This window comes from Ekhidna sp. (assembly GCF_965227465.1).
Taxonomy (GTDB): domain Bacteria; phylum Bacteroidota; class Bacteroidia; order Cytophagales; family Cyclobacteriaceae; genus Ekhidna.
In genome coordinates, this window is the sequence record NZ_OZ245746.1 from 24,783 (window position 1) to 43,277 (window position 18,495).

Here is an 18,495-nt window from a genome sequence, read left to right on the forward strand (position 1 = left end):
TTTAAGATGCAAAATGTCAAGCAAATCTGGCAAGAAACAGCGAAACGACTTGAAAAAGTTTATGATAGCCGTGAGGCAGAGAACATATCATACTTGTTGTTAGAGGATGTATTTAAAATAAGTAGAGCGGATATTCTAACAGAGATAGATAAAAGTGTGCTTGAAGATAAGCTCGAAAATCTGATTCGAAGATTGTTAAAAAAAGAACCTATCCAACACGTGACGGGAGTGGCTGACTTTTATGGTAGAAAATTTCAAATCAGTCCTGGAGCCCTTATCCCCAGACCAGAAACGGAAGAGCTATGTGATGTAATTATTAAAGAGAATAAACAAACGAACCTGAGAATTCTTGATGTTGGAGTAGGTTCGGGATGTATTTCAGTGACGTTGAATTTAGAGCTAAAGAGCAAGGTCTATGGAGTTGATATTTCTGATGAAGCAATTGAAATAGCTAATCAGAATGCAACCTCACTCAAGTCGTCAGCTACTTTTTTGAAAAGCGATGTTCTTTCGGAAGAATTACCAGAAAAGGACTTGGATATATTGGTTAGTAACCCTCCATACATACCGATGAGAGAGAAGGTCGAAATGAGCGGGAATGTGCTTGAATATGAACCTGCGTTAGCTTTATTTGTACCTAATGATGACCCTATCCTATTCTACAAACGAATTTCTAAATTAGGTTTGAAGAGTTTGAAAAAGGAAGGAAAGCTTTATTTTGAAATTCATGAAAACTATGGAAAGCAAGTGACAGACTTTCTCAAAGCTGTTGGATATTTAGATGTCATCCTGTATCAGGATATGCAAGGAAAAGATCGAATGGTTTCGGCTGTCAGAGTTTAAATTTTACTTTCAATCTTAATTTATCCTCAACCGGATTACCATCCTTTTCAGCTGAGTTCCAACCGGGTCCGTGTTCGACCAATCGGATAGCTTCCTGATCACAGCCATATCCTAAACTTTTTTTAATAAAGATATCCTGAATGTCACCACTTGAACTTATCCTGATCTCTAGGACAACTGTGCCTTCAATTTCATTGTCTTTTGCAGCTACCGGATACTGGAGATTTTCTTCGAGATACTTTTTGTACGCTCGATTTCCAATGGTTGGATGGGCAGGTGAATAACTTGGACCTGTTTCACCTTCATCGGAAGTGCTATATCCTGTAACCACTACTTCCTGAAGAGCAGTAGCTCCTCCGAGGGTAACCTCAAGAGAGGAACGATTGCCAACATCAATCTCTTGAGTTTCAAATCCCACAAAAGAAAACACCAATGTTTGGTTATCTGTTTTTGGGAGCTGGAAGTTCCCTTCTATATTAGTGATCACACCTGTCGTGGTGCCTTTAATTACTACGTTAACACCTGGAAGTGGTTCACCGGAATCATCGATTACTTTCCCAGTAATAATTTCAGCAGCTACCAAACTTCTTAAAGTTGCTGATGAAGGCATAGTTTTGGATCTCTTGCCTCTTTCAAGCGAGTTGATTTTTTCTGTTGATTCCTGTGCAAGTAAAGGCTGTGCGATGATGACAACTTCATCAAGTTGAGAAGAATCAATATCTGAGGCAATTTCAGCTTTTTCATATGCAGCACCAGAAACTTGGGTTTTAAGTACGTCTGTAGGATCATCATTAGAAGATACCAGTTCGGTAACTGCGACCACCTCTTCCGTTTCAATTTTGGCAAACACTTCATCAGAGGTAACTTCAGCTAATAGCCCTTCATCTTCTTCAATTAACAGTTGAGTTACATCATCATCTTTATCTTCAACCCTGAGCCCGTCTTGCTTGAACTCCTTGACTTGATCGTTTTCATCAGTGGATCGAACCCCTTCAGCCACTTCTTTTTGATCTTGAATGAAAGTGGTGTCTGGAATAGGTGTGCTATTAACGATTTCCTCAACAGGTTCTTTTTCTAATGCGAGTTGCTCATTTTCAATTTGGGTTGTAAAAAAGTAGACGGTAAAAGAACCAACAATCAATAATGCAATGACTGCAGCTATTCTTGAAATTGAAAATGGTTGCTTTTTCTTAGCTGAGATTTCCTTTTTCAGTTGTTCCAGATCGGAAAGTGAGTCAATACCTTGTGATTCAAAACCTTCCAGCGCCTCTTGTGTAAATGGATCATCTAAAGCCTCACGTTCAAAAGCATGCGCTTCCTCCGGACTCATTTGACCTTTCAAATACCTTTCGATTTTGCTGATATGGTTTTTATCTTCTGACATTCTTGCTCTCGAGACACATTTTCAAATTTCGCTTACCATTTTGAATGTGACTCTTAACTTTCTTTAAATCTATTTTAGTTTCCTCAGTAATTTGTTGATAGCTTTTCCTCTCGAGGAAAAACAAGTTCACACAAATCTTTTGATCTTCCTTTAACTCCTCGATGCATTCTTCTAATGCCTCAATGTCTTTCTCCAATTCAATTTTCTCATCAATAAGATGCATTGCTTCCGCAGATTCCATAAAAATATCTCCATGCACTTCTGGGTTCTTTTTACGCAATTCCATTAAGCAATGATTTTTACTGACCATGAATAGCCAGCTTTTGAAATGGTTTACTTCTGTTCCAAGAAGTTTATCGCTTATGTGTTCATAGATCGCCATGGTAGCATCCTGACTATCAGCCCTGTTTTTTAAATACTTCAAACAAAGCCCATAGACCAAAAGCATGTAAGAGTTAAATAAACTACCGATTAATTCCTGATCACCTGTTTTTCGGTATCGAGAAAGGATTTCTTCATCCGTCGGCAATATGGTTTTGTCTTTTTTCAGAAAAAATTATGGAATCTGTTTCATATCTGCATCTCAATGTCAAATCAAATGAAAAAAGAGATGAAACAGTTAATAATCTTACTTTCTCTGTCGCTGACGCTCAATGTTAGTGCCAAGTATGTAAATGGTACAGTCACTGACGAGGGTGGCCAGTCATTACCTGGAGTGAATGTTGTTATCAAGGGGACTACTTCAGGTGTTATTACAGACATCAATGGGTTCTATTCCATTGAGGTACCAAGTGAAAAATCAATCCTCGTTTTCTCTTATGTCGGTTTTGAATCGCAGGAACAAAAGGTGGGAAAAAGAAAAGTTGTCGATGTGGTGCTTATTTCTGCTGTAGAAGGTGAGCTTCAGGAGGTGGTAGTAGCTGGAGTTTCAAAACCTAAATTCTTTAGAGGGAAGAAGAGTGCTGCGGTTAGTAGGTCGATGAGCTATACAACTGGCTTTGTGCAGGATCAGTATGCCAATTATAATACGGAGGAATACTCCACTATTCATGAAAATGGATTTAAAAAGGTTTTGGATGAAGCACTCTCTACATTTTCTATAGATGTGGATGCAGCTTCCTACAGCAACGTACGTAGGTTCATCAATAATGGACAGCTCCCACAAAAAGATGCCGTTCGCATTGAAGAAATGATAAATTATTTCAACTATGAATATGAAAATCCGGAAGGTGATGATCCATTTTCAATTAATACCGAAGTAGCAAGAGCACCCTGGAACGAAAAGCATATGATCGCGCAAATAGGTCTTCAGGGGAAAAAGATTGAGCTGGAAAATCTTCCCGCTTCAAACATTGTATTCTTGTTAGATGTGTCTGGATCAATGAGTGCACCAAACAAACTACCTCTATTAAAATCTGCTTTTAAGTTATTGGTTAATGAGCTACGACCACAAGACAAGGTATCCATTGTGGTATATGCTGGAGCAGCTGGCGTGGTTTTAGAGCCAACGGATGGAAATGATAAAAAGAAAATCATGGATGCTTTGGATCAGTTACAGGCTGGAGGATCAACTGCAGGAGGTGCCGGAATTCAACTGGCATATAAAATTGCCAAAGAACAATATGTAGTGGGAGGAAATAATCGAGTGGTTTTAGCAACAGATGGAGATTTCAACGTGGGTGCATCCAGCAATGCTTCTATGGAGCGGTTGATAGAGGAAAAGAGAAATGAGGGAGTTTTCCTGACTGTGCTTGGTTTTGGTATGGGAAATTATAAGGACTCTAAAATGGAAATCCTGGCTGACAAAGGAAATGGAAACTACGCATATATCGACACCATGAAGGAGGCAAAGAAAGTTTTGGTGAATGAGTTTGGAGGCACAATGTTCACAATAGCAAAGGATGTGAAGATCCAGGTAGAATTCAATCCTACAGTTGTACAAGCCTATCGCTTAATTGGATATGAAAACAGAATGCTAAATGCGGAGGATTTTAACGATGATAAAAAGGATGCCGGTGAGCTGGGCAGTGGACACACCGTAACTGCGCTTTATCAGATCATTCCTGTCGGTGTAAAGAGCGAGTTTGTAAAAGACATTGATCCCTTAAAATATCAGACAAATGATCAAAAAATTGTTGGTTCAAATAAAGAACTGCTCACGGTTAAGTTTCGATACAAAGAGCCGAATGGAACAAAGAGCAAACTGATAACGGAAGTGGTAGAAAATGAGATTAGAAGGTCTAGCCATAATTTAGATTGGTCAATGGCAGTAGCCGGATTTGGGATGCTTTTGAGAGACTCAGAGTATAAAGGAGATTTGCAATATGCAGATGTACTACAAATGGCTAAGTCTTCGAAAGGAACAGATGAGTTTGGCTACCGAAGTGAGTTTATTGAGTTGGTAGGCCTAGTCAAAAGTATGAGTCCAAATAATTGAGTTTTAAGTTTGGTCAAGGGCGATTCCATTGGAATCGCCTTTTTTATTATTCTTGTAAGAAAAACCCTTATGAGAAATCTATTAGCATTCACCCTTTTACTTTCTTCCATTATTGCTTCAGCGCAAATTAAGGAAGGAGCTAAAGTCGTAGACTTAAGCCTGTCATATTCTAACGCTAATGGTAGCGACTTCTTTTTTATTCAACCTTTAATTGGATTCGGGACATCAGAAAATGAAGTGGTATATGCTGGCATAAGCTATTCTCATCAGAAAAATGATTTTGGTGGAGGTACAAACAAAAGCAATTTTACCTCATTCATTATCGGATATGAGCAATTCATTGAGCTTAATCCAAAAGTCTATTTTTCACCATTTATTTCAGGATCATATGGATTTGGTAAATCTGAAGGGTCAGGTACTGAAAGCGATCAAAATGGATTTTCTTTTAGTTTGAGGCCAAGGCTTCACTATTTTATGAATAGCAAATGGTCAGTTGTTGCGAGTGTGGGCGTCATTCAATATACAAGACAGGTTGCTAAAAATGCTTTTGGAGAATCTACATCAGATGTATTCTCAATGAACTTGAATTCAACAAACGTGTTCTTTGGTATACGATTGAATTTAAACAACTAGTAATTTGAAAAAAGTACAACTAGGAAAATCGGACATTCACATCTCTCAAATTGTTTTCGGAGCTTGGGCCATTGGTGGGCAGGCCTGGGGAGGAAATGACGATAAAGATGCAATAGAAGCAATAAAGAAAAGCCATGATTTAGGCATCACCTCCATTGATACGGCTCCTGTTTATGGTTTTGGACATAGTGAGTCTCTGGTGGGTAAGGCAATCAAAGAAATAGGTAGAGATAAGTTGGAGATCCTCACAAAGTTTGGCTTCAATTGGAAAACGGAGAAGGGTGAATATCAATTTCCTACAAGTGATGGGGGTAAAACTTACGCTTATGCCGGAAGAGATGGTATCATGCAAGAAGTAGAGGATAGTCTTAAACGATTGGGTACCGATTATATCGACCTGTATCAGATTCATAGGCCAGATGCCACAACACCTATTGAGGAAACAATGGAAGTTTTAAAAGAACTTCAGCAGCAAGGAAAGGTTAGAGCGATTGGTATGTCTAATCATACAGTAGAAATGATGAACCGAGCCGGAGAGGTAATTGATTTGGCATCTACTCAATCTCCATATAGCATGGTGTACCGCAAAATTGAAAAAGACATTGTCCCATTTTGCGTAGAGGAAAAAGTCGGAATTTTGGCCTATAGCCCTTTACAAAGAGGGCTGTTAACCGGAAAGATTACTTCTGATTATGAATTTAACGGTGATGATCACCGAGCGGATAATAAGTTCTTCAAGGAACCTAATAGGTCCAGAACGAATGAATTTTTGAAAAAGATCAAACCGATCGCTGAAAAGCGTGATGTAACGCTTGCTCAGCTTGTAATCAACTGGACTGTTCAACGTCCGGGAATAAGCGCTGCATTAGTTGGAGCTCGGAATGAGAAACAGGCGAGTGAAAATGCAAAGAGCCTGAGCTTTCAGTTGACCGATGAAGAGCTTGGAAAAATCAATTCTGCATTAGAGCAGGTGGTGATTGATAATGATGTTTAGGGAATAGATGCATTGCTAAGTAGACCTGAACCTTACGATTCAAAAATAAAGGGCTACAAATACTATAAACCCAACCAAAAGAGCAGCTTCAATGGTGTTTTGAATTCTTATTGGTTGTTGCTGAATAGTTTTTTCACAAATAAATCCAACAATCCAACTGACTATTAGTCCTAAAAAACCAAGAGCAGCCAGCCCCAGGCTAAATAATAAACCCCATCCCTTGCCATCATCTAGCTCACTATAAAACCAGAGTGTCCATATGATGGTCAATGAAATATGAATGATAGAAACTACTTTGAGGACAGTAAGCTTTTTCATATCCTCAAAGTAAGATTTCAAATAGCGCGACACCTATGATATTAAGCATCGCGCGACATGATTTTTTTTAGAATCTCAAGTTCAAAGCCAATAGAAAATTCCTTCCAGCCTGAGGGTAAAAGTAGTTTTCTCTTACTTCAAAGTCACCGCCGGCATATCCGAAGGTGTATCCGTTTGAAGAGTATTCTACATCCATTACATTATTGACAAGTAGACTCACGTTTACATTTTTGATGGATTCTAAACGGAAGTCATAGCTTAACCTTACATCATTGACAAAATATGCATCAATGCTTCTGGCGTCATTGCTGGTGTTGTCTAGAAATTGCTTCCCAACATATTTACTCAAAAGTGCTGCTTCGAATCCTTCCAAAGGTGAATAAGTCAATTGACTACCACCAATAACATTCGGGGAAAAGGAGATATCTGTATCCGTAAATTGTGTCTCCTCAATATTAAACTCATCGAAATTTTCACCATAATTATATAGGACTTCAGTAAAGTTTTTAATCTTATTTCTGCTGAGCGTAAGGTTTGCATCCCATCTTACCTGATCTGTGAACTGATACGCACCTACCAATTCAACCCCCATTCGATAGCTATTTGGGACATTTTGTCGCACACTTGATCCTACATCATTTAGTTCCCCAGTTAAGACAAGTTGATTTTCGTAATCCATCAGGTAATAATTGGCCTGGAAACTAAAGTCCTGTCCAAATTTTCGGTATCCAACCTCTAGATTTCTTAATGTTTCATGTGTTGGAGTAATACCTCCCGGAGCATCGATAAAATCGTTCCTGACTGGTTCACGGTTACCAATCGCAATAGAGGCATATACATTTGAGCTTTCGTTCAACGTATAGGTGGCACCTACCTTAGGGTTGAAAAATGTATACTCATCCCCAGTGTTAATAGCTCTCAAGTCACTGTCAATTCCTACGGTCTGATAATCAACCTTTCTTACCTGCATATCTGCAAACAGGTTTAGATCATTTAGTTGATAGTTGGTTTTTAAATATATGTTGAAATCTGTTTTGGTACCGACATTATCATAGTAGCGGTCTCGAATATCACTGTTACTTGCGAATTGTGCCCATATGATCTCGCCAAAATGATCTCCATCGTACTTATTCCAGGCTCCACCGAAGGTGATGTCTAAACCTTTCCCTAGATAGTTTAGTGAGAATGTAGTCCCATAAAAATCATTGTCTAACCACCTTCTTCTGATGAGGTCTGTAGAAGTAATGGTACTGTCTCCAATAGTAACATTATTCAGGTTATAATCAGAAAAATCATCATCATCTCGAAATTGTTCAAAGTACCCTCTGCCATAGGTATAATGTCCAGCAACATTGAATGTCCAATCTGAAGACAGGCTGTGTGACAAATGAAGCTGGTAGTGATCTTGCTGATAATTGTCTACCTCATTTTCATATAGGTAATAATTAAAGGTACGTCCTGCCGTTCTTATGTTTTCAGCTTGCTCTGGTGTGTATCCATTATTTGAAATGACGGCTTCAATTCCAGTATCATCATTTTCCAGTACTGCCTGTGGTGTACCCCACCAGCTCTGGTAGGTCACTTCCTTTCCACCAAAAACCAACGCTTTTACGATCGTCTTTTTTCCATAGTATCCTCCTGATAAGAAATAGGACTGAAGGTCGGACTCTGCACGATCAATGTATCCATCAGAGGCGATTTTTGATAAGCGTGACTCAAACGACCACTTGTTATTTAACAAGCCTGTGTTGTACATCAGTGTATGCTTTCGCGTATTGAAAGATCCAAAACTATTGTTCACTTCCGCGTATGCATCTTGTGAGGGAACATTTGTCTGCAAGTTCACAGAAGCACCGAACGCTGCGGCACCATTCGTAGAGGTTCCTACACCGCGTTGGATTTGGATATTATCAACTGTAGAAGCCAAATCAGGCATGTTTACCCAAAAAACTCCATGAGACTCTGAATCATTTACGGGAATACCATTAATGGTCACATTGATTCGAGTTGCATCACTCCCTCTAATTCTCAACCCAGTATAACCTACACCTGCACCTGCATCTGAAGTGGTTACCAGAGAAGGTGACCAATTCAACAGCATAGGCAGGTCTTGACCAAGATTCACCTTTTCTATTTGCTTTCTTGAAATCTCAGAATAGGTTGTTGGAGTATTCTCCTTTGCTCGTGTAGCATAGACAATCACATCATCTAACTCTTGCGTTTTCAGGCTGTCTTGTGCAATAGCAAAGCCTGACATCAGCATCATCGCTGATAAAAATAAAATTTTCATTGTGTTTAACAAATTAACATTTAACCATTCGAAGAGCGGGGACTCTTCCTTATAGGTTATCATACTTGATCACGATTTTAATCTTGATCTGTCCCTCCGCCGGCATTATCCGGATCAGGTTTATGGGTATGATCTCAGCCTCTTATCGGCACCCCATTGCAAATGTAGAAGTTTTAGCTGTTAAGGAAAAAAGACATGGTCAACGAGAATAAAAAGTAGTTCGTATGATTACCGGACCTGTTGTATATTATCTCCCTCGATAAAAAAGTAAAAGAAGTGACTGTCTCGAATACAGAAACCAAAATTGTGAAGTATAAAAGATTTAAATAATCTAATATCTAATATCTAATATCTAATATCTAATATCTAATATCTAATATCTAATATCTAATTAACCTCACTCAACTCCAGCCATCGCATTTCTTTCTCCTCTAGCTCGTCCTCTATCGCTTTTATCTGACCACTGATTTCTTGAAGTTTCTCATATTCCGTTTCGGAATTGAGGGATTCCTGAAGTTCAGCTTTTTTTGCCTCTAGTTTAGGAATGTCTTTATCCAGCTGATCCAGCTCCCTCTGCTCGTTGTACGTGAGCTTGCGGGTTTTCACTTTTGCGGCAACCGGTTCCGGTACTTTTCGGCTTTCTTTATCCTGCTGAGGTAACTCGGCAACCGGCACACCTTCTTTGTCACGATAGTCTGTATAGTTACCAGGGAAGTCCCTAATCTTGCCATTCCCCTCAAAGACAAATAAGTGATCAACCAATCGATCCATAAAGTACCTATCGTGAGACACAATCATCAAACAACCAGCAAAATTCTGTAGATAATCTTCAAGGACATTTAATGTGGTAATGTCCAGGTCGTTCGTTGGCTCATCCAGAATAAGGAAGTTTGGATTAGCCATAAGCACGCGCAGAAGTTGAAGCCTTCGCTTTTCTCCTCCACTCAGCTTACCCACAAAGTTGTGTTGCATCTTAGGAGGAAACATAAACTGATTAAGTAATTGAGAGGCAGAAACCTGACTTCCATTATCGAGTTCGATGTATTCAGCTACCTCTTTGACAATATCCAGAACCTTTTTATTTGGATCGAAGATGGTCTCATCCTGTGTATAATATCCAAACTTGGTTGTTTGGCCTGTTTCAATGTTTCCGGAATCCGGTTTTATCTGTTGGGATAGAATGTTAAGGAAAGTAGACTTACCCACTCCATTCGGTCCAATGATACCAATCTTTTCTCTTCGCTTAAAGACATAGCTGAAGTCTTTCACTAAAGTCAAATCTTCATAAGATTTGTTCACATGGTCCAGCTCCAAAATCTTTTTTCCCTGACGCTCACCTTTAAGGTTGACTTCCATTTTTTGTGAATGAACTGCACTGTGTGCTTTGGCTTTTACATCCTGAAAAGCATCGACCCGATATTTTGCTTTGGTCCCTCTGGCTTTTGGTTGTCTTCGCATCCATTCCAGCTCCGTTTTGAAGAGATTTTTTGCCTTATCGATTGAGGCGGCTTCCATCTCCATGCGTTCAGCTTTTTTCTCCAGGAATTGAGAATAATTTCCTTTGTATCGAAAGATTTTGCCGTGTTCGATTTCTAAGATCTCGTTCGTAACCCGATCTAAAAAGTAGCGATCATGTGTTACCATTAAGAGTGTGAGGTTGGCTGTTGCAAGGTAGTTTTCCAGCCACTCGATCAAAGCCAGATCCAGGTGGTTAGTTGGCTCATCCAGAATTAGGAAATCAGGATTTACAACTAATGCCTGAGCGATAGCAACGCGTTTCTTCTGTCCGCCTGAAAGGTCACCCATTTTCTTCTCCAGATCATGAATTCCCAACTGACCCAAAATAGCCTTTATTTGGTGTTCGTACTCCCAGGCGTTTAGCACATCCATTCGCTCGAGGATAGGGGAAAGGTCCGGCGCATTTTCCGGATCATGCTCCATTTTATACATGGCACGTTCATAATCCCGTATGACATTTAGTTCTTCCTTATCTTCAGCAAAAACAGCCTCGATGATTTTCTCTTCAGGATTAAACTCCGGATGCTGGGCTAGCATAGAGACAGTGAGTCCTTTTCGAAAAGAAACAATCCCTTTATCTGGCGACTCTATTCCAGCAATTACCTTCATCAGGGTAGATTTACCTGTCCCATTTACACCTACAAGTGCAGCTTTTTGCCCCTGATCCAGCCCGAAGGTAATGTTTTCAAACAGCTTCTTTTCATCATAGCTTTTGCTAAGCTCCTCAACTGATAGATAATTCATGTTGCAAAAGTAGGTGTTCAATATTTGGAACAAATCATTCGGTTTTAGTTTTATATGTATAAATCCAACTGTCATGAAAAATTTCATTTATTCGTTCGTTCTGATTTCACTGATCGCGTGTGAACCATCTAAATCACAAGATGTGCCTTCCGAAAAGCCAAAGGATTTTAATGGATACTGGTATGCCGGCAAGGCAGAAATCACCAGTTACAAACTTGAGCAAGCCAGGTATGGTGAAATTCATGATGGAGAGGCGGTGCTTGTTTTTGTTACAGAACCTTTTTCTAAGGGCAAGCAAGTGAAATTGGATAACTGGAGAGACAAAAGTGAGGACAATGTGAGCGTGATGAAACTGAACATGACGAAGAAATTTCTCACAGGTATATATCCGTACTCTATGATGATGAGTACGTTTACCCCTGTTTTAGCCGACAAATATCCGGATCCTATTAAAGTGACTACCTCCTCTCAGGAATGGTGTGGGCATACCTGGATGCAGTTAAATTTATCCGATGAAAATTATCGTTTAAGAGGGTTTTCCTATTTCGAATCAGAAGGGGATGTGGATGTATCAGTACCAAATGTGATATTGGAAGATGAATTGTGGACACGAATCCGTTTGAATCCTGGAAGTCTGCCTATTGGTGATGTGGAAATTGTTCCATCCACTTTTTATCTAAGGTTGCGTCATCAAGAGAGCGGTTCGAAACCTGCAACTACAAAATTGATTTCCCTTCCTTCTTCAGAGTACGCTGATCAAGCACATAAAATGTATGAAATCGAATATGAAGATAGATCTCTGACCATTTATTTTGAATCTGCTTTCCCTCATATCATTCTGGGATGGGATGAAACATACCTGAGTGGTTTCGGTAATCCCGAACAGCTGACTACTAAAGCTAAACGCATTAACACCATCCTGTCGGCCTACTGGGGAAAGAACAGCAATAAAGATCGAGAGATACGTAAGGAGTTGGGATTGAGTTTTGAGTAAACATCCCCCTCCAATCACTCATTCCTTCACTCCCCCCTTCAAAGGGGGATTGCTATTTGTGTTTATTTTACAAAATGTCCCCTTGAGGGGACAGCAGGGGTGTTTACTTTTGGGAATATGAGTAAAAACAAAAACCCCTGGATCACCCATTCATCCAAAGAAATTTTCTCCAACCCCTGGATATCTCTCACAGAACATGATGTCACCAACCCCGGTGGAGGAAAAAGTCTTTATGGAAAAGTACATTACAAGAATTGGGCTTTGGGTGTGATTGCGCTGGATGAAAATCAGGATACCTGGCTGGTAGGTCAGTACCGCTACACCCTTGATGAATATTCGTGGGAAATTCCAATGGGAGGAGGACCTTTGGATATTCCAAAATTGGAGTCAGCTAAACGTGAGTTGAAAGAAGAAACAGGATTGACCGCTAATAAATGGACAGAGATTTGCAAAATCCATACTTCTAATTCGGTGACGGATGAAGTGGGTTTTGTCTACCTCGCTCAGGATTTAACGCTTGGAGAAACCGAGTTCGAAGAGACAGAAGATCTCCAAATAAAAAAACTTCCATTTATTGAAGCCATTAAGATGTGTGATCGCGGAGAGATTACGGATAGCCTCAGCGTTGCTGCTATTTACAGATTGGCAAGAATGCTAAATCTTTAATAAAATCTTTTATGATTCATCATTTTCATATGACATCATAAACCAGCCATCATTGCGAGTTGGAGGCTGAAGATATACCTTGCGACTTGATTTTTTTAAAGGCATGACCCTCAAGGAACATTTTCGGAAAAACATCATCCTATCACTACCTGTAATAATAGGTCAGCTTGGCCATATTATGGTGGGTGTATCCGATAGTATAATGGTGGGGCGGATCGGTGTAATTCCTTTAGCGGCGGCAACTTTTGCAGGTACAATTTACCACGTGCTTATGCTCTTTGGGATCGGAGTGAGCTACGCAATAACGCCTAAAGTTGCAGCTACTGATGTAAGAGATAAGACCAAGCTATTACAGTTTCTTCAGAATGGATTTTTCATGAATCTTGGTTTGGGACTAGGACTATTTGCTTTAGCATATTTTGCCAGCCATTTTCTTAATTACTTCGGGCAGGAAGAATCGGTGGCTGAAGCAGCCGGACCTTACCTGATCATAATGTGTGGCTCATTGATCCCTCTGATGATATTTCAAACATTTCGGCAATATGCAGAAGGGTTGTCGGATACGTTTAGCCCCATGATCGTATCGGTCTTTGCCAACCTTCTCAATGTTTTTTTCAATTATATGTTGATCTATGGAAAACTGGGAGCACCAGAACTTGGACTTAATGGAGCAGGTTTAGCCACACTGCTGGCTAGAGTAATTATGTTCAGCGTGATGATATGGTGGGTTAGGAAAAAAATAATCGGTTTTGAGTGGAAGTATAAATGGTCAGGTATTAAAGAACTATTGAGAATAGGAGTACCCTCCGGGCTTCAGTATGTTTTCGAAGTGGGAGCTTTTGCCACGGCAGCAATCATGGTTGGGTGGATCAGTGCGGAGGCTTTAGCTGCACATAATATTGCGCTAAATCTGGCAGCTATAAGCTATATGGCGGCAACCGGACTTGCAGCCGCATCAACCATCCGTATTGGTAATCAAATGGGATTAAAAGACAGGCGAAACTTACGAATTGCCGGTTTCTCCTCTTTTGCCTTGGTGACAGTTTTCATGGCATTTTGTGGGCTCAGTTTCATTTTACTTCGGAACGTTTTACCGGCATTATACATAGATAATGATGTAGTTCAGACCACCGCTGCTTCACTTTTAATAATCGCGGCGGCTTTTCAAATTTCAGATGGGATTCAGGCAGTTGGATTAGGTGTTCTTAGGGGATTGACGGATGTCAGAGTTCCTACTATTGTCACATTTGTCGCTTATTGGCTCATTGCGATTCCAATTGGATATTGGCTTGCGTTTCATGGAGGACATGGGGTGCAGGGTGTATGGTATGGGTTATCCATCGGACTTACAATTTCAGGGGTGTTACATATTTGGAGATTTAATCGGCTATCAAAAAAGGTTGCTTTTTAAGACATTGCCATTTTTGATGGAATGACGTAACTATGCCGATCGTTTTCGAATCATGAAAAAGAAACAGGCCGCACTCATATTTATTTTCATTACCGTCCTGATAGATATTATTGGGATCGGCTTGATCATTCCTGTAGTGCCGGCATTGATAAAGGAAATTACAGGTCTAAGTACCAGCGAGGCATCTTTTTTTGGTGGAATGCTTGCAGCAACTTATGCGATCGTTCAGTTCTTTGCTGCACCTATTTTAGGTGGATTAAGCGATCAATTTGGTAGACGGCCATTGCTACTTGCTTCGCTTCTGGGGCTTGGGTTGGATTATGTGGTGATTGTTTTCGCTCCAAGTTTAATATGGCTGTTTATTGCCCGCATGATTTCCGGATTATTTGGAGGTAGTATTACAGTTGCCAATGCTTACATTGCCGACATCAGTACGGCTGAAAACAGAGCTAAGAATTTTGGAATGATTGGAGCTGCATTTGGACTGGGGTTTGTAATAGGCCCATCCATTGGGGGAATTTTGGGAGAATTAGGGACCAGAGTCCCATTCATGGCAGCTGCCGGTCTATCTCTACTCAATGCCACCTATGGGTTCTTTGTAGTTCCGGAATCGCTCACTGCTGAGAATCGAAGACCTTTTTCCTGGAAACGCGCCAATCCATTTGGAACGCTGAAACGAATCTTGAGTCATAAAAAAATTGTCTGGCTGGTAGTCGCATTATTTGTCATCTACGTCGCGGCAAATGCGACGCATGCAAACTGGTCTTTCTTTACCATTGAAAAATTTGGTTGGTCCGAGTTAGAGATTGGCTTGTCGCTGAGTTTTGTAGGTGTAATGGTCGCGATTGTCCAGGGAGGTTTAGTGGGACCAATTGTAAAAAAAATCGGAGAAACCAATGCGGTTTATACTGGCTTTGCCTTTAACGCTTTTGGTCTTTTAATGATGGGTATCGTTTCTCAATCATGGATGGTGTATGCCGTAATAGTGCCTTACGCATTTGGGGGCTTGGCGGGTCCATCGCTTCAATCCATTATGACTAGTCAAATCCCCAAAAATGCACAAGGTGAATTGCAGGGAGGACTCACCAGTGTAATGACTTTGACTGCCATTGTTGGCCCTTTGCTAATGACTGGAATTTTCAGGTATTATACCAACCCTGAAAATGATATTTATTTCCCAGGAGCACCTTTTGTGATGGGCACCATACTAGCTCTAATCAGTATCGTGATTGTAAGCAGATCTCTACCCAAAAAAGGCACATAATTATTCGTCTTTCAGGTACTTAACAGGATTAGAGGAGGCTGCCTTTAATGACTGGTACCCTATGGTAGCAATGACCAACACAAGTACGATCAGCAACGCCAAACCAAAGGTGATCCAGGAGATATTTATTCGATAATAGTAAGATTGTAGCCAGTCATTGGCAAAGTAAATTGCAAGGGGTACACTGAGTATAAATGCAATAACTACCCACTTGGTGAACTCTCCAAAAATCAATCTCAAAACAGTACCTAATTCAGCACCTAGTACTTTTCGAATGCTGATTTCTTTGCGCTTTTTCTCAATGATGAACAGGGTAAGTCCGTACAATCCAAGGCATGCTACAACGATAGAAATGATGGAGAACATAGTGACCATCCCTAAATAGCGTTGCTCATCTTCATACAGGATTTCCATACGATCATCCATGAAGGAATAAGTAAATTCTCGAGTTGACCCTAACTCATTCCACATCGTTTCAATTTCTTCAATACGCTCTACCAAATTAGACATGTCCATTTTGATGCTGATGTTTCTATGCGCACCGCTTTCAGCTGTACGATGGAGCATTAACGTTGGGGCCACTTCATTCTGAAGCGTTTCAAAGTGAAAGTCCTCAGCAACACCCACCACGTTTAACCTGCTATCACCAACCCGAATGACATTCTGATTTTCCGGATCAAACTGGAAAGCTTTCATAGCTGCTTCATTGAGTATTACTGATGTGCGCTGGTCACCTTCCGTATCAGGTAAAAAATTGCTTCCATGTTTTATGTTAATTCCATAGGTATTGAAAAAATTGGCATCCAAAAAAGTATACCTCATACGCAGTGGATCACCCGACCATTCATCCGGGCGGACAAAAGTGAAACTGCCGCTCCAAAAAGTGGGAACATGCCTGCTTCTGGAGACTTCTTTTACATAGGACTTCCCGGCTAGTTCAGTTTTGAATGTGTTGATTTTATTCATTCCTACTTCACTATCGGTAAAGTCCCTTGGTGACGCACCTATAGCCAGCACTCCTTCGCTATCAAATCCCATTTCCTTTTGGGTCATGTAATTGATTTGATTTCGCACAATCAAAGTACAGGCAATGAGGAAAAGGGCAATGGAAAATTGAATGATAACCAGCGCATTTCTGAATTTAGTGCCGCCAAATCCAAGTCGCTGACGCAACACTTCTATTGCCCCTATTGATGAAAGGTAAAACGCCGGATAACTTCCACTCAAAAGGCCAAGTGCAATTGCTAAAGCAAAAACCATCAGCGTTATCTCTGCTAAACTGAAAATCTTTAACGTGATGGTAACATCAAAAAATGTATTGAAACCAGGGATGAGTAATAGAACCAGACCAACTCCAATAACAGTTGCAAAAAGCGACATGACAAAAGCCTCTGTTATAAACTGCGTTCTTAACTGTCCCTGAAATGCACCCAATACTTTCCTTAATCCTATTTCTTTCGCGCGCTTTGAAGCTTGAGCAGTAGAAAGGTTCATGAAGTTGACGATCGCAATAAAAAGAATACCTATTCCAATCCAAAGTAGCGTTCGAGCATTCGATTTATTTCCAATAAAGGTATCGTAGAATTCGTCCATTGGAAGAAGCCGAAAGTTGGTATTTTCTTGTGTCTCTGCTCCGAAGATAGATTCAACCAGATTTGGAAAATCGGCTTCCAAATAGGCCTCATCGCCCCCTTCTTTAAGCATAACGTAGGTACCTAAAAACGAACTTCCCCATTCATTCACAAAGTCAGAATAGAAGGGAAGTGCTTCCATCTCGATCATTAAATCTGGTTGGTGAGTAAGGTTTTCAGGAAGGTCTGCAATAATTGCTGAAACTCTAAAGCGAAAGGTTGTATCCTCATCAGGAAGAAAGACCTCCAACTCTTCATCTATCGCATTGTCTCTTCCAAAATATTTGTTGGCCATCTCCACACTTAGAACGATTGAGTTTTTGTTCGGAAAAACATCCTTTTGGTTTCCATGTAAGATTGGGAATGTGAACACATCAAAAAGAGAAGCATCTGTATAAATAATATCTTCCTCTATGTATTGATTGCTCTTTTTAATTCGGGCCTGTGTATCATAGATTCTGGCTGCTGTTTCGATTTGCTCATAGCTGTCCGTCAGTCGATCCTTCATTGGAACCCAAGTGTCATACGTTTCTTGTGTGCCATCCGGCGTGATTCGCTCTTTATACACCATGAAAATTCGCTCTTTATTTTCATGAGAGTCATCAAATGTGAGTATTTGATTGGTGTAGAGAAAAATGAAAATGAATGCAGCCACACCAACCGAAAGTCCGAAGATGTTGATGAATGAGGTTGACCTCCTTTTAAGGAGGGATCGAAAAGCAACTTTGAGGTAGTTACGGAAAATCATAGTATTAACAGATAAGTGATAAAAAGATTTTAGGTTGGTGGGCTTTAGTGATCGGAATACTTCAAATATGAATTTGAATCGAGCTTTAAAAAGTCCTTCTTCCTTCACACGCCAATAAAATGCTTCAGTGATATCGCCTTGTATTTCATCCGAATAATCTGGTCGAAGAAAAAATTCAAGGAATCGCAAAGCCCATTTTGGTGGCTGATGGTTCATGTGAGGCTAAAATTTAATTTAGGTATGGATTTCCAGATTTCATTTCTTCGGTGCTGCAGTTCTTGTGCAGTTTCATACCCTTTATTCGTGGCACGGTAGAATCGTTTGCCTTTTCCTCCCCGTTCAGGTGTTGGTTCACCGAGTCGCGATTCTACAAATCCTTTCTTTTCGAGTCGTTTTAGTACTACATGAATGGCAGGGAGCGATATGGTCTGCGAAAGCTGATTTTTATACTCTTTGGCAATTTCCACTCCATAGGTTTCTTCCTTCATGAGTAGGATGATTAGGATCATTTCTTCCAGTGTTCCAAGTTGAAGATTCATTAGCGTTTGGTTTTAGGATGGTGGCAACTCAGAAAAGTTGCACACAAAATCAATTAAATTAATTTTTGTTTAAAATATGAA

Annotated in this window: 15 protein-coding genes and 1 riboswitch; of the genes, 8 read left to right on the plus strand and 7 right to left on the minus strand. The window is 40.2% G+C overall.

From position 1 onward, the window contains the following. Window positions 1-6: 6 nt before the first annotated feature. The gene (prmC, locus tag ACO05G_RS00125; protein ID WP_421764143.1) at window positions 7-843 is read left to right on the plus strand and encodes a peptide chain release factor N(5)-glutamine methyltransferase; all 837 of its coding nucleotides are present in this window, start codon (window positions 7-9) and stop codon (window positions 841-843) included. Here the strand turns inward: prmC and ACO05G_RS00130 are convergent. Then, window positions 833-2,227, minus strand: a complete 1,395-nt coding sequence (locus ACO05G_RS00130; RefSeq protein ID WP_421764144.1) for a TonB family protein — start codon at window positions 2,225-2,227, stop codon at window positions 833-835. The genes prmC and ACO05G_RS00130 overlap by 11 nt on opposite strands. Continuing rightward, window positions 2,214-2,756, minus strand: a complete 543-nt coding sequence (locus tag ACO05G_RS00135; RefSeq protein ID WP_421764145.1) for an RNA polymerase sigma factor — start codon at window positions 2,754-2,756, stop codon at window positions 2,214-2,216. Before ACO05G_RS00135 ends, ACO05G_RS00130 begins: the two co-directional genes overlap by 14 nt. Window positions 2,757-2,837: 81 nt before the next feature. Between ACO05G_RS00135 and ACO05G_RS00140 the strand changes: the two genes are divergently transcribed. The 3 genes from ACO05G_RS00140 (at window position 2,838) to ACO05G_RS00150 (ending at window position 6,291) form a co-directional block, all read left to right on the plus strand. Then, a complete protein-coding gene (locus ACO05G_RS00140) occupies window positions 2,838-4,664 on the plus strand; it encodes a YfbK domain-containing protein (protein ID WP_421764146.1) in 1,827 nt (608 codons plus the stop codon). Between the two features lie 69 nt (window positions 4,665-4,733). Continuing rightward, complete coding sequence (locus ACO05G_RS00145; protein ID WP_421764147.1) at window positions 4,734-5,297, plus strand: outer membrane beta-barrel protein; 564 nt, start codon at window positions 4,734-4,736, stop codon at window positions 5,295-5,297. Between the two features lie 4 nt (window positions 5,298-5,301). Next, window positions 5,302-6,291 carry an aldo/keto reductase gene (locus ACO05G_RS00150; RefSeq protein ID WP_421764148.1) on the plus strand — a complete coding sequence of 330 codons (990 nt, stop codon included), beginning with the start codon at window positions 5,302-5,304 and terminating at the stop codon, window positions 6,289-6,291. Window positions 6,292-6,330: 39 nt separating this feature from the next. Here the strand turns inward: ACO05G_RS00150 and ACO05G_RS00155 are convergent, their stop codons facing one another. The 3 genes from ACO05G_RS00155 to ACO05G_RS00165 all read right to left on the minus strand — a co-directional run bounded on the left by ACO05G_RS00155 (window position 6,331) and on the right by ACO05G_RS00165 (window position 11,161). After that, on the minus strand, window positions 6,331-6,609 hold the full coding sequence (locus tag ACO05G_RS00155; RefSeq protein ID WP_421764149.1) for a hypothetical protein: 279 nt from the start codon (window positions 6,607-6,609) through the stop codon (window positions 6,331-6,333). A 67-nt stretch (window positions 6,610-6,676) separates the two neighbouring features. Next, entirely contained in the window at window positions 6,677-8,899 is a 2,223-nt protein-coding gene (locus ACO05G_RS00160; protein WP_421764150.1) for a TonB-dependent receptor, read from the minus strand. 74 nt (window positions 8,900-8,973) lie between these two features. Beyond that, window positions 8,974-9,065, minus strand: a riboswitch (TPP riboswitch). Window positions 9,066-9,286: 221 nt separating this feature from the next. Continuing rightward, window positions 9,287-11,161 carry an ABC-F family ATP-binding cassette domain-containing protein gene (locus ACO05G_RS00165; protein ID WP_421764151.1) on the minus strand — a complete coding sequence of 625 codons (1,875 nt, stop codon included), beginning with the start codon at window positions 11,159-11,161 and terminating at the stop codon, window positions 9,287-9,289. 73 nt (window positions 11,162-11,234) lie between these two features. On the opposite strand from ACO05G_RS00165, the gene ACO05G_RS00170 reads away from it, so the two are divergent. The 4 genes from ACO05G_RS00170 to ACO05G_RS00185 all read left to right on the plus strand — a co-directional run bounded on the left by ACO05G_RS00170 (window position 11,235) and on the right by ACO05G_RS00185 (window position 15,496). Beyond that, complete coding sequence (locus ACO05G_RS00170; RefSeq protein WP_421764152.1) at window positions 11,235-12,155, plus strand: hypothetical protein; 921 nt, start codon at window positions 11,235-11,237, stop codon at window positions 12,153-12,155. Window positions 12,156-12,272: 117 nt separating this feature from the next. Further along, window positions 12,273-12,821: an NUDIX domain-containing protein gene (locus tag ACO05G_RS00175; RefSeq protein ID WP_421764153.1), complete on the plus strand. Its 549-nt coding sequence runs from the start codon at window positions 12,273-12,275 to the stop codon at window positions 12,819-12,821. 103 nt (window positions 12,822-12,924) lie between these two features. Further along, window positions 12,925-14,232 (plus strand): MATE family efflux transporter, encoded by a 1,308-nt coding sequence (locus tag ACO05G_RS00180; protein WP_421764154.1) that lies wholly within the window; start codon window positions 12,925-12,927, stop codon window positions 14,230-14,232. Window positions 14,233-14,284: 52 nt separating this feature from the next. After that, entirely contained in the window at window positions 14,285-15,496 is a 1,212-nt protein-coding gene (locus tag ACO05G_RS00185) for a TCR/Tet family MFS transporter (RefSeq protein WP_348283502.1), read from the plus strand. On the opposite strand, the gene ACO05G_RS00190 is transcribed toward ACO05G_RS00185, so the two are convergent. Both ACO05G_RS00190 and ACO05G_RS00195 read right to left on the minus strand, forming a co-directional pair. Next, entirely contained in the window at window positions 15,497-18,091 is a 2,595-nt protein-coding gene (locus ACO05G_RS00190; protein ID WP_421764155.1) for an FtsX-like permease family protein, read from the minus strand. Continuing rightward, complete coding sequence (locus ACO05G_RS00195; RefSeq protein ID WP_348283504.1) at window positions 18,088-18,414, minus strand: PadR family transcriptional regulator; 327 nt, start codon at window positions 18,412-18,414, stop codon at window positions 18,088-18,090. The genes ACO05G_RS00190 and ACO05G_RS00195 overlap by 4 nt, the downstream gene beginning before the upstream one ends. Window positions 18,415-18,495: the final 81 nt, after the last annotated feature.

Bases quoted from the DNA above. Each gene is read 5' to 3' on its own strand.
- ACO05G_RS00175 (WP_421764153.1), top strand. From the start codon at position 12,273: ATGAGTAAAAACAAAAACCCCTGGATCACCCATTCATCCAAAGAAATT.
- ACO05G_RS00180 (WP_421764154.1), top strand. From the start codon at position 12,925: ATGACCCTCAAGGAACATTTTCGGAAAAACATCATCCTATCACTACCT.
- ACO05G_RS00185 (WP_348283502.1), top strand. From the start codon at position 14,285: ATGAAAAAGAAACAGGCCGCACTCATATTTATTTTCATTACCGTCCTG.
- ACO05G_RS00130 (WP_421764144.1), bottom strand. From the start codon at position 2,227: ATGTCAGAAGATAAAAACCATATCAGCAAAATCGAAAGGTATTTGAAA.
- ACO05G_RS00155 (WP_421764149.1), bottom strand. From the start codon at position 6,609: ATGAAAAAGCTTACTGTCCTCAAAGTAGTTTCTATCATTCATATTTCA.
- ACO05G_RS00165 (WP_421764151.1), bottom strand. From the start codon at position 11,161: ATGAATTATCTATCAGTTGAGGAGCTTAGCAAAAGCTATGATGAAAAG.
- ACO05G_RS00145 (WP_421764147.1), top strand. From the start codon at position 4,734: ATGAGAAATCTATTAGCATTCACCCTTTTACTTTCTTCCATTATTGCT.
- ACO05G_RS00195 (WP_348283504.1), bottom strand. From the start codon at position 18,414: ATGAATCTTCAACTTGGAACACTGGAAGAAATGATCCTAATCATCCTA.
- prmC (WP_421764143.1), top strand. From the start codon at position 7: ATGCAAAATGTCAAGCAAATCTGGCAAGAAACAGCGAAACGACTTGAA.
- ACO05G_RS00160 (WP_421764150.1), bottom strand. From the start codon at position 8,899: ATGAAAATTTTATTTTTATCAGCGATGATGCTGATGTCAGGCTTTGCT.
- ACO05G_RS00190 (WP_421764155.1), bottom strand. From the start codon at position 18,091: ATGAACCATCAGCCACCAAAATGGGCTTTGCGATTCCTTGAATTTTTT.
- ACO05G_RS00170 (WP_421764152.1), top strand. From the start codon at position 11,235: ATGAAAAATTTCATTTATTCGTTCGTTCTGATTTCACTGATCGCGTGT.
- ACO05G_RS00140 (WP_421764146.1), top strand. From the start codon at position 2,838: ATGAAACAGTTAATAATCTTACTTTCTCTGTCGCTGACGCTCAATGTT.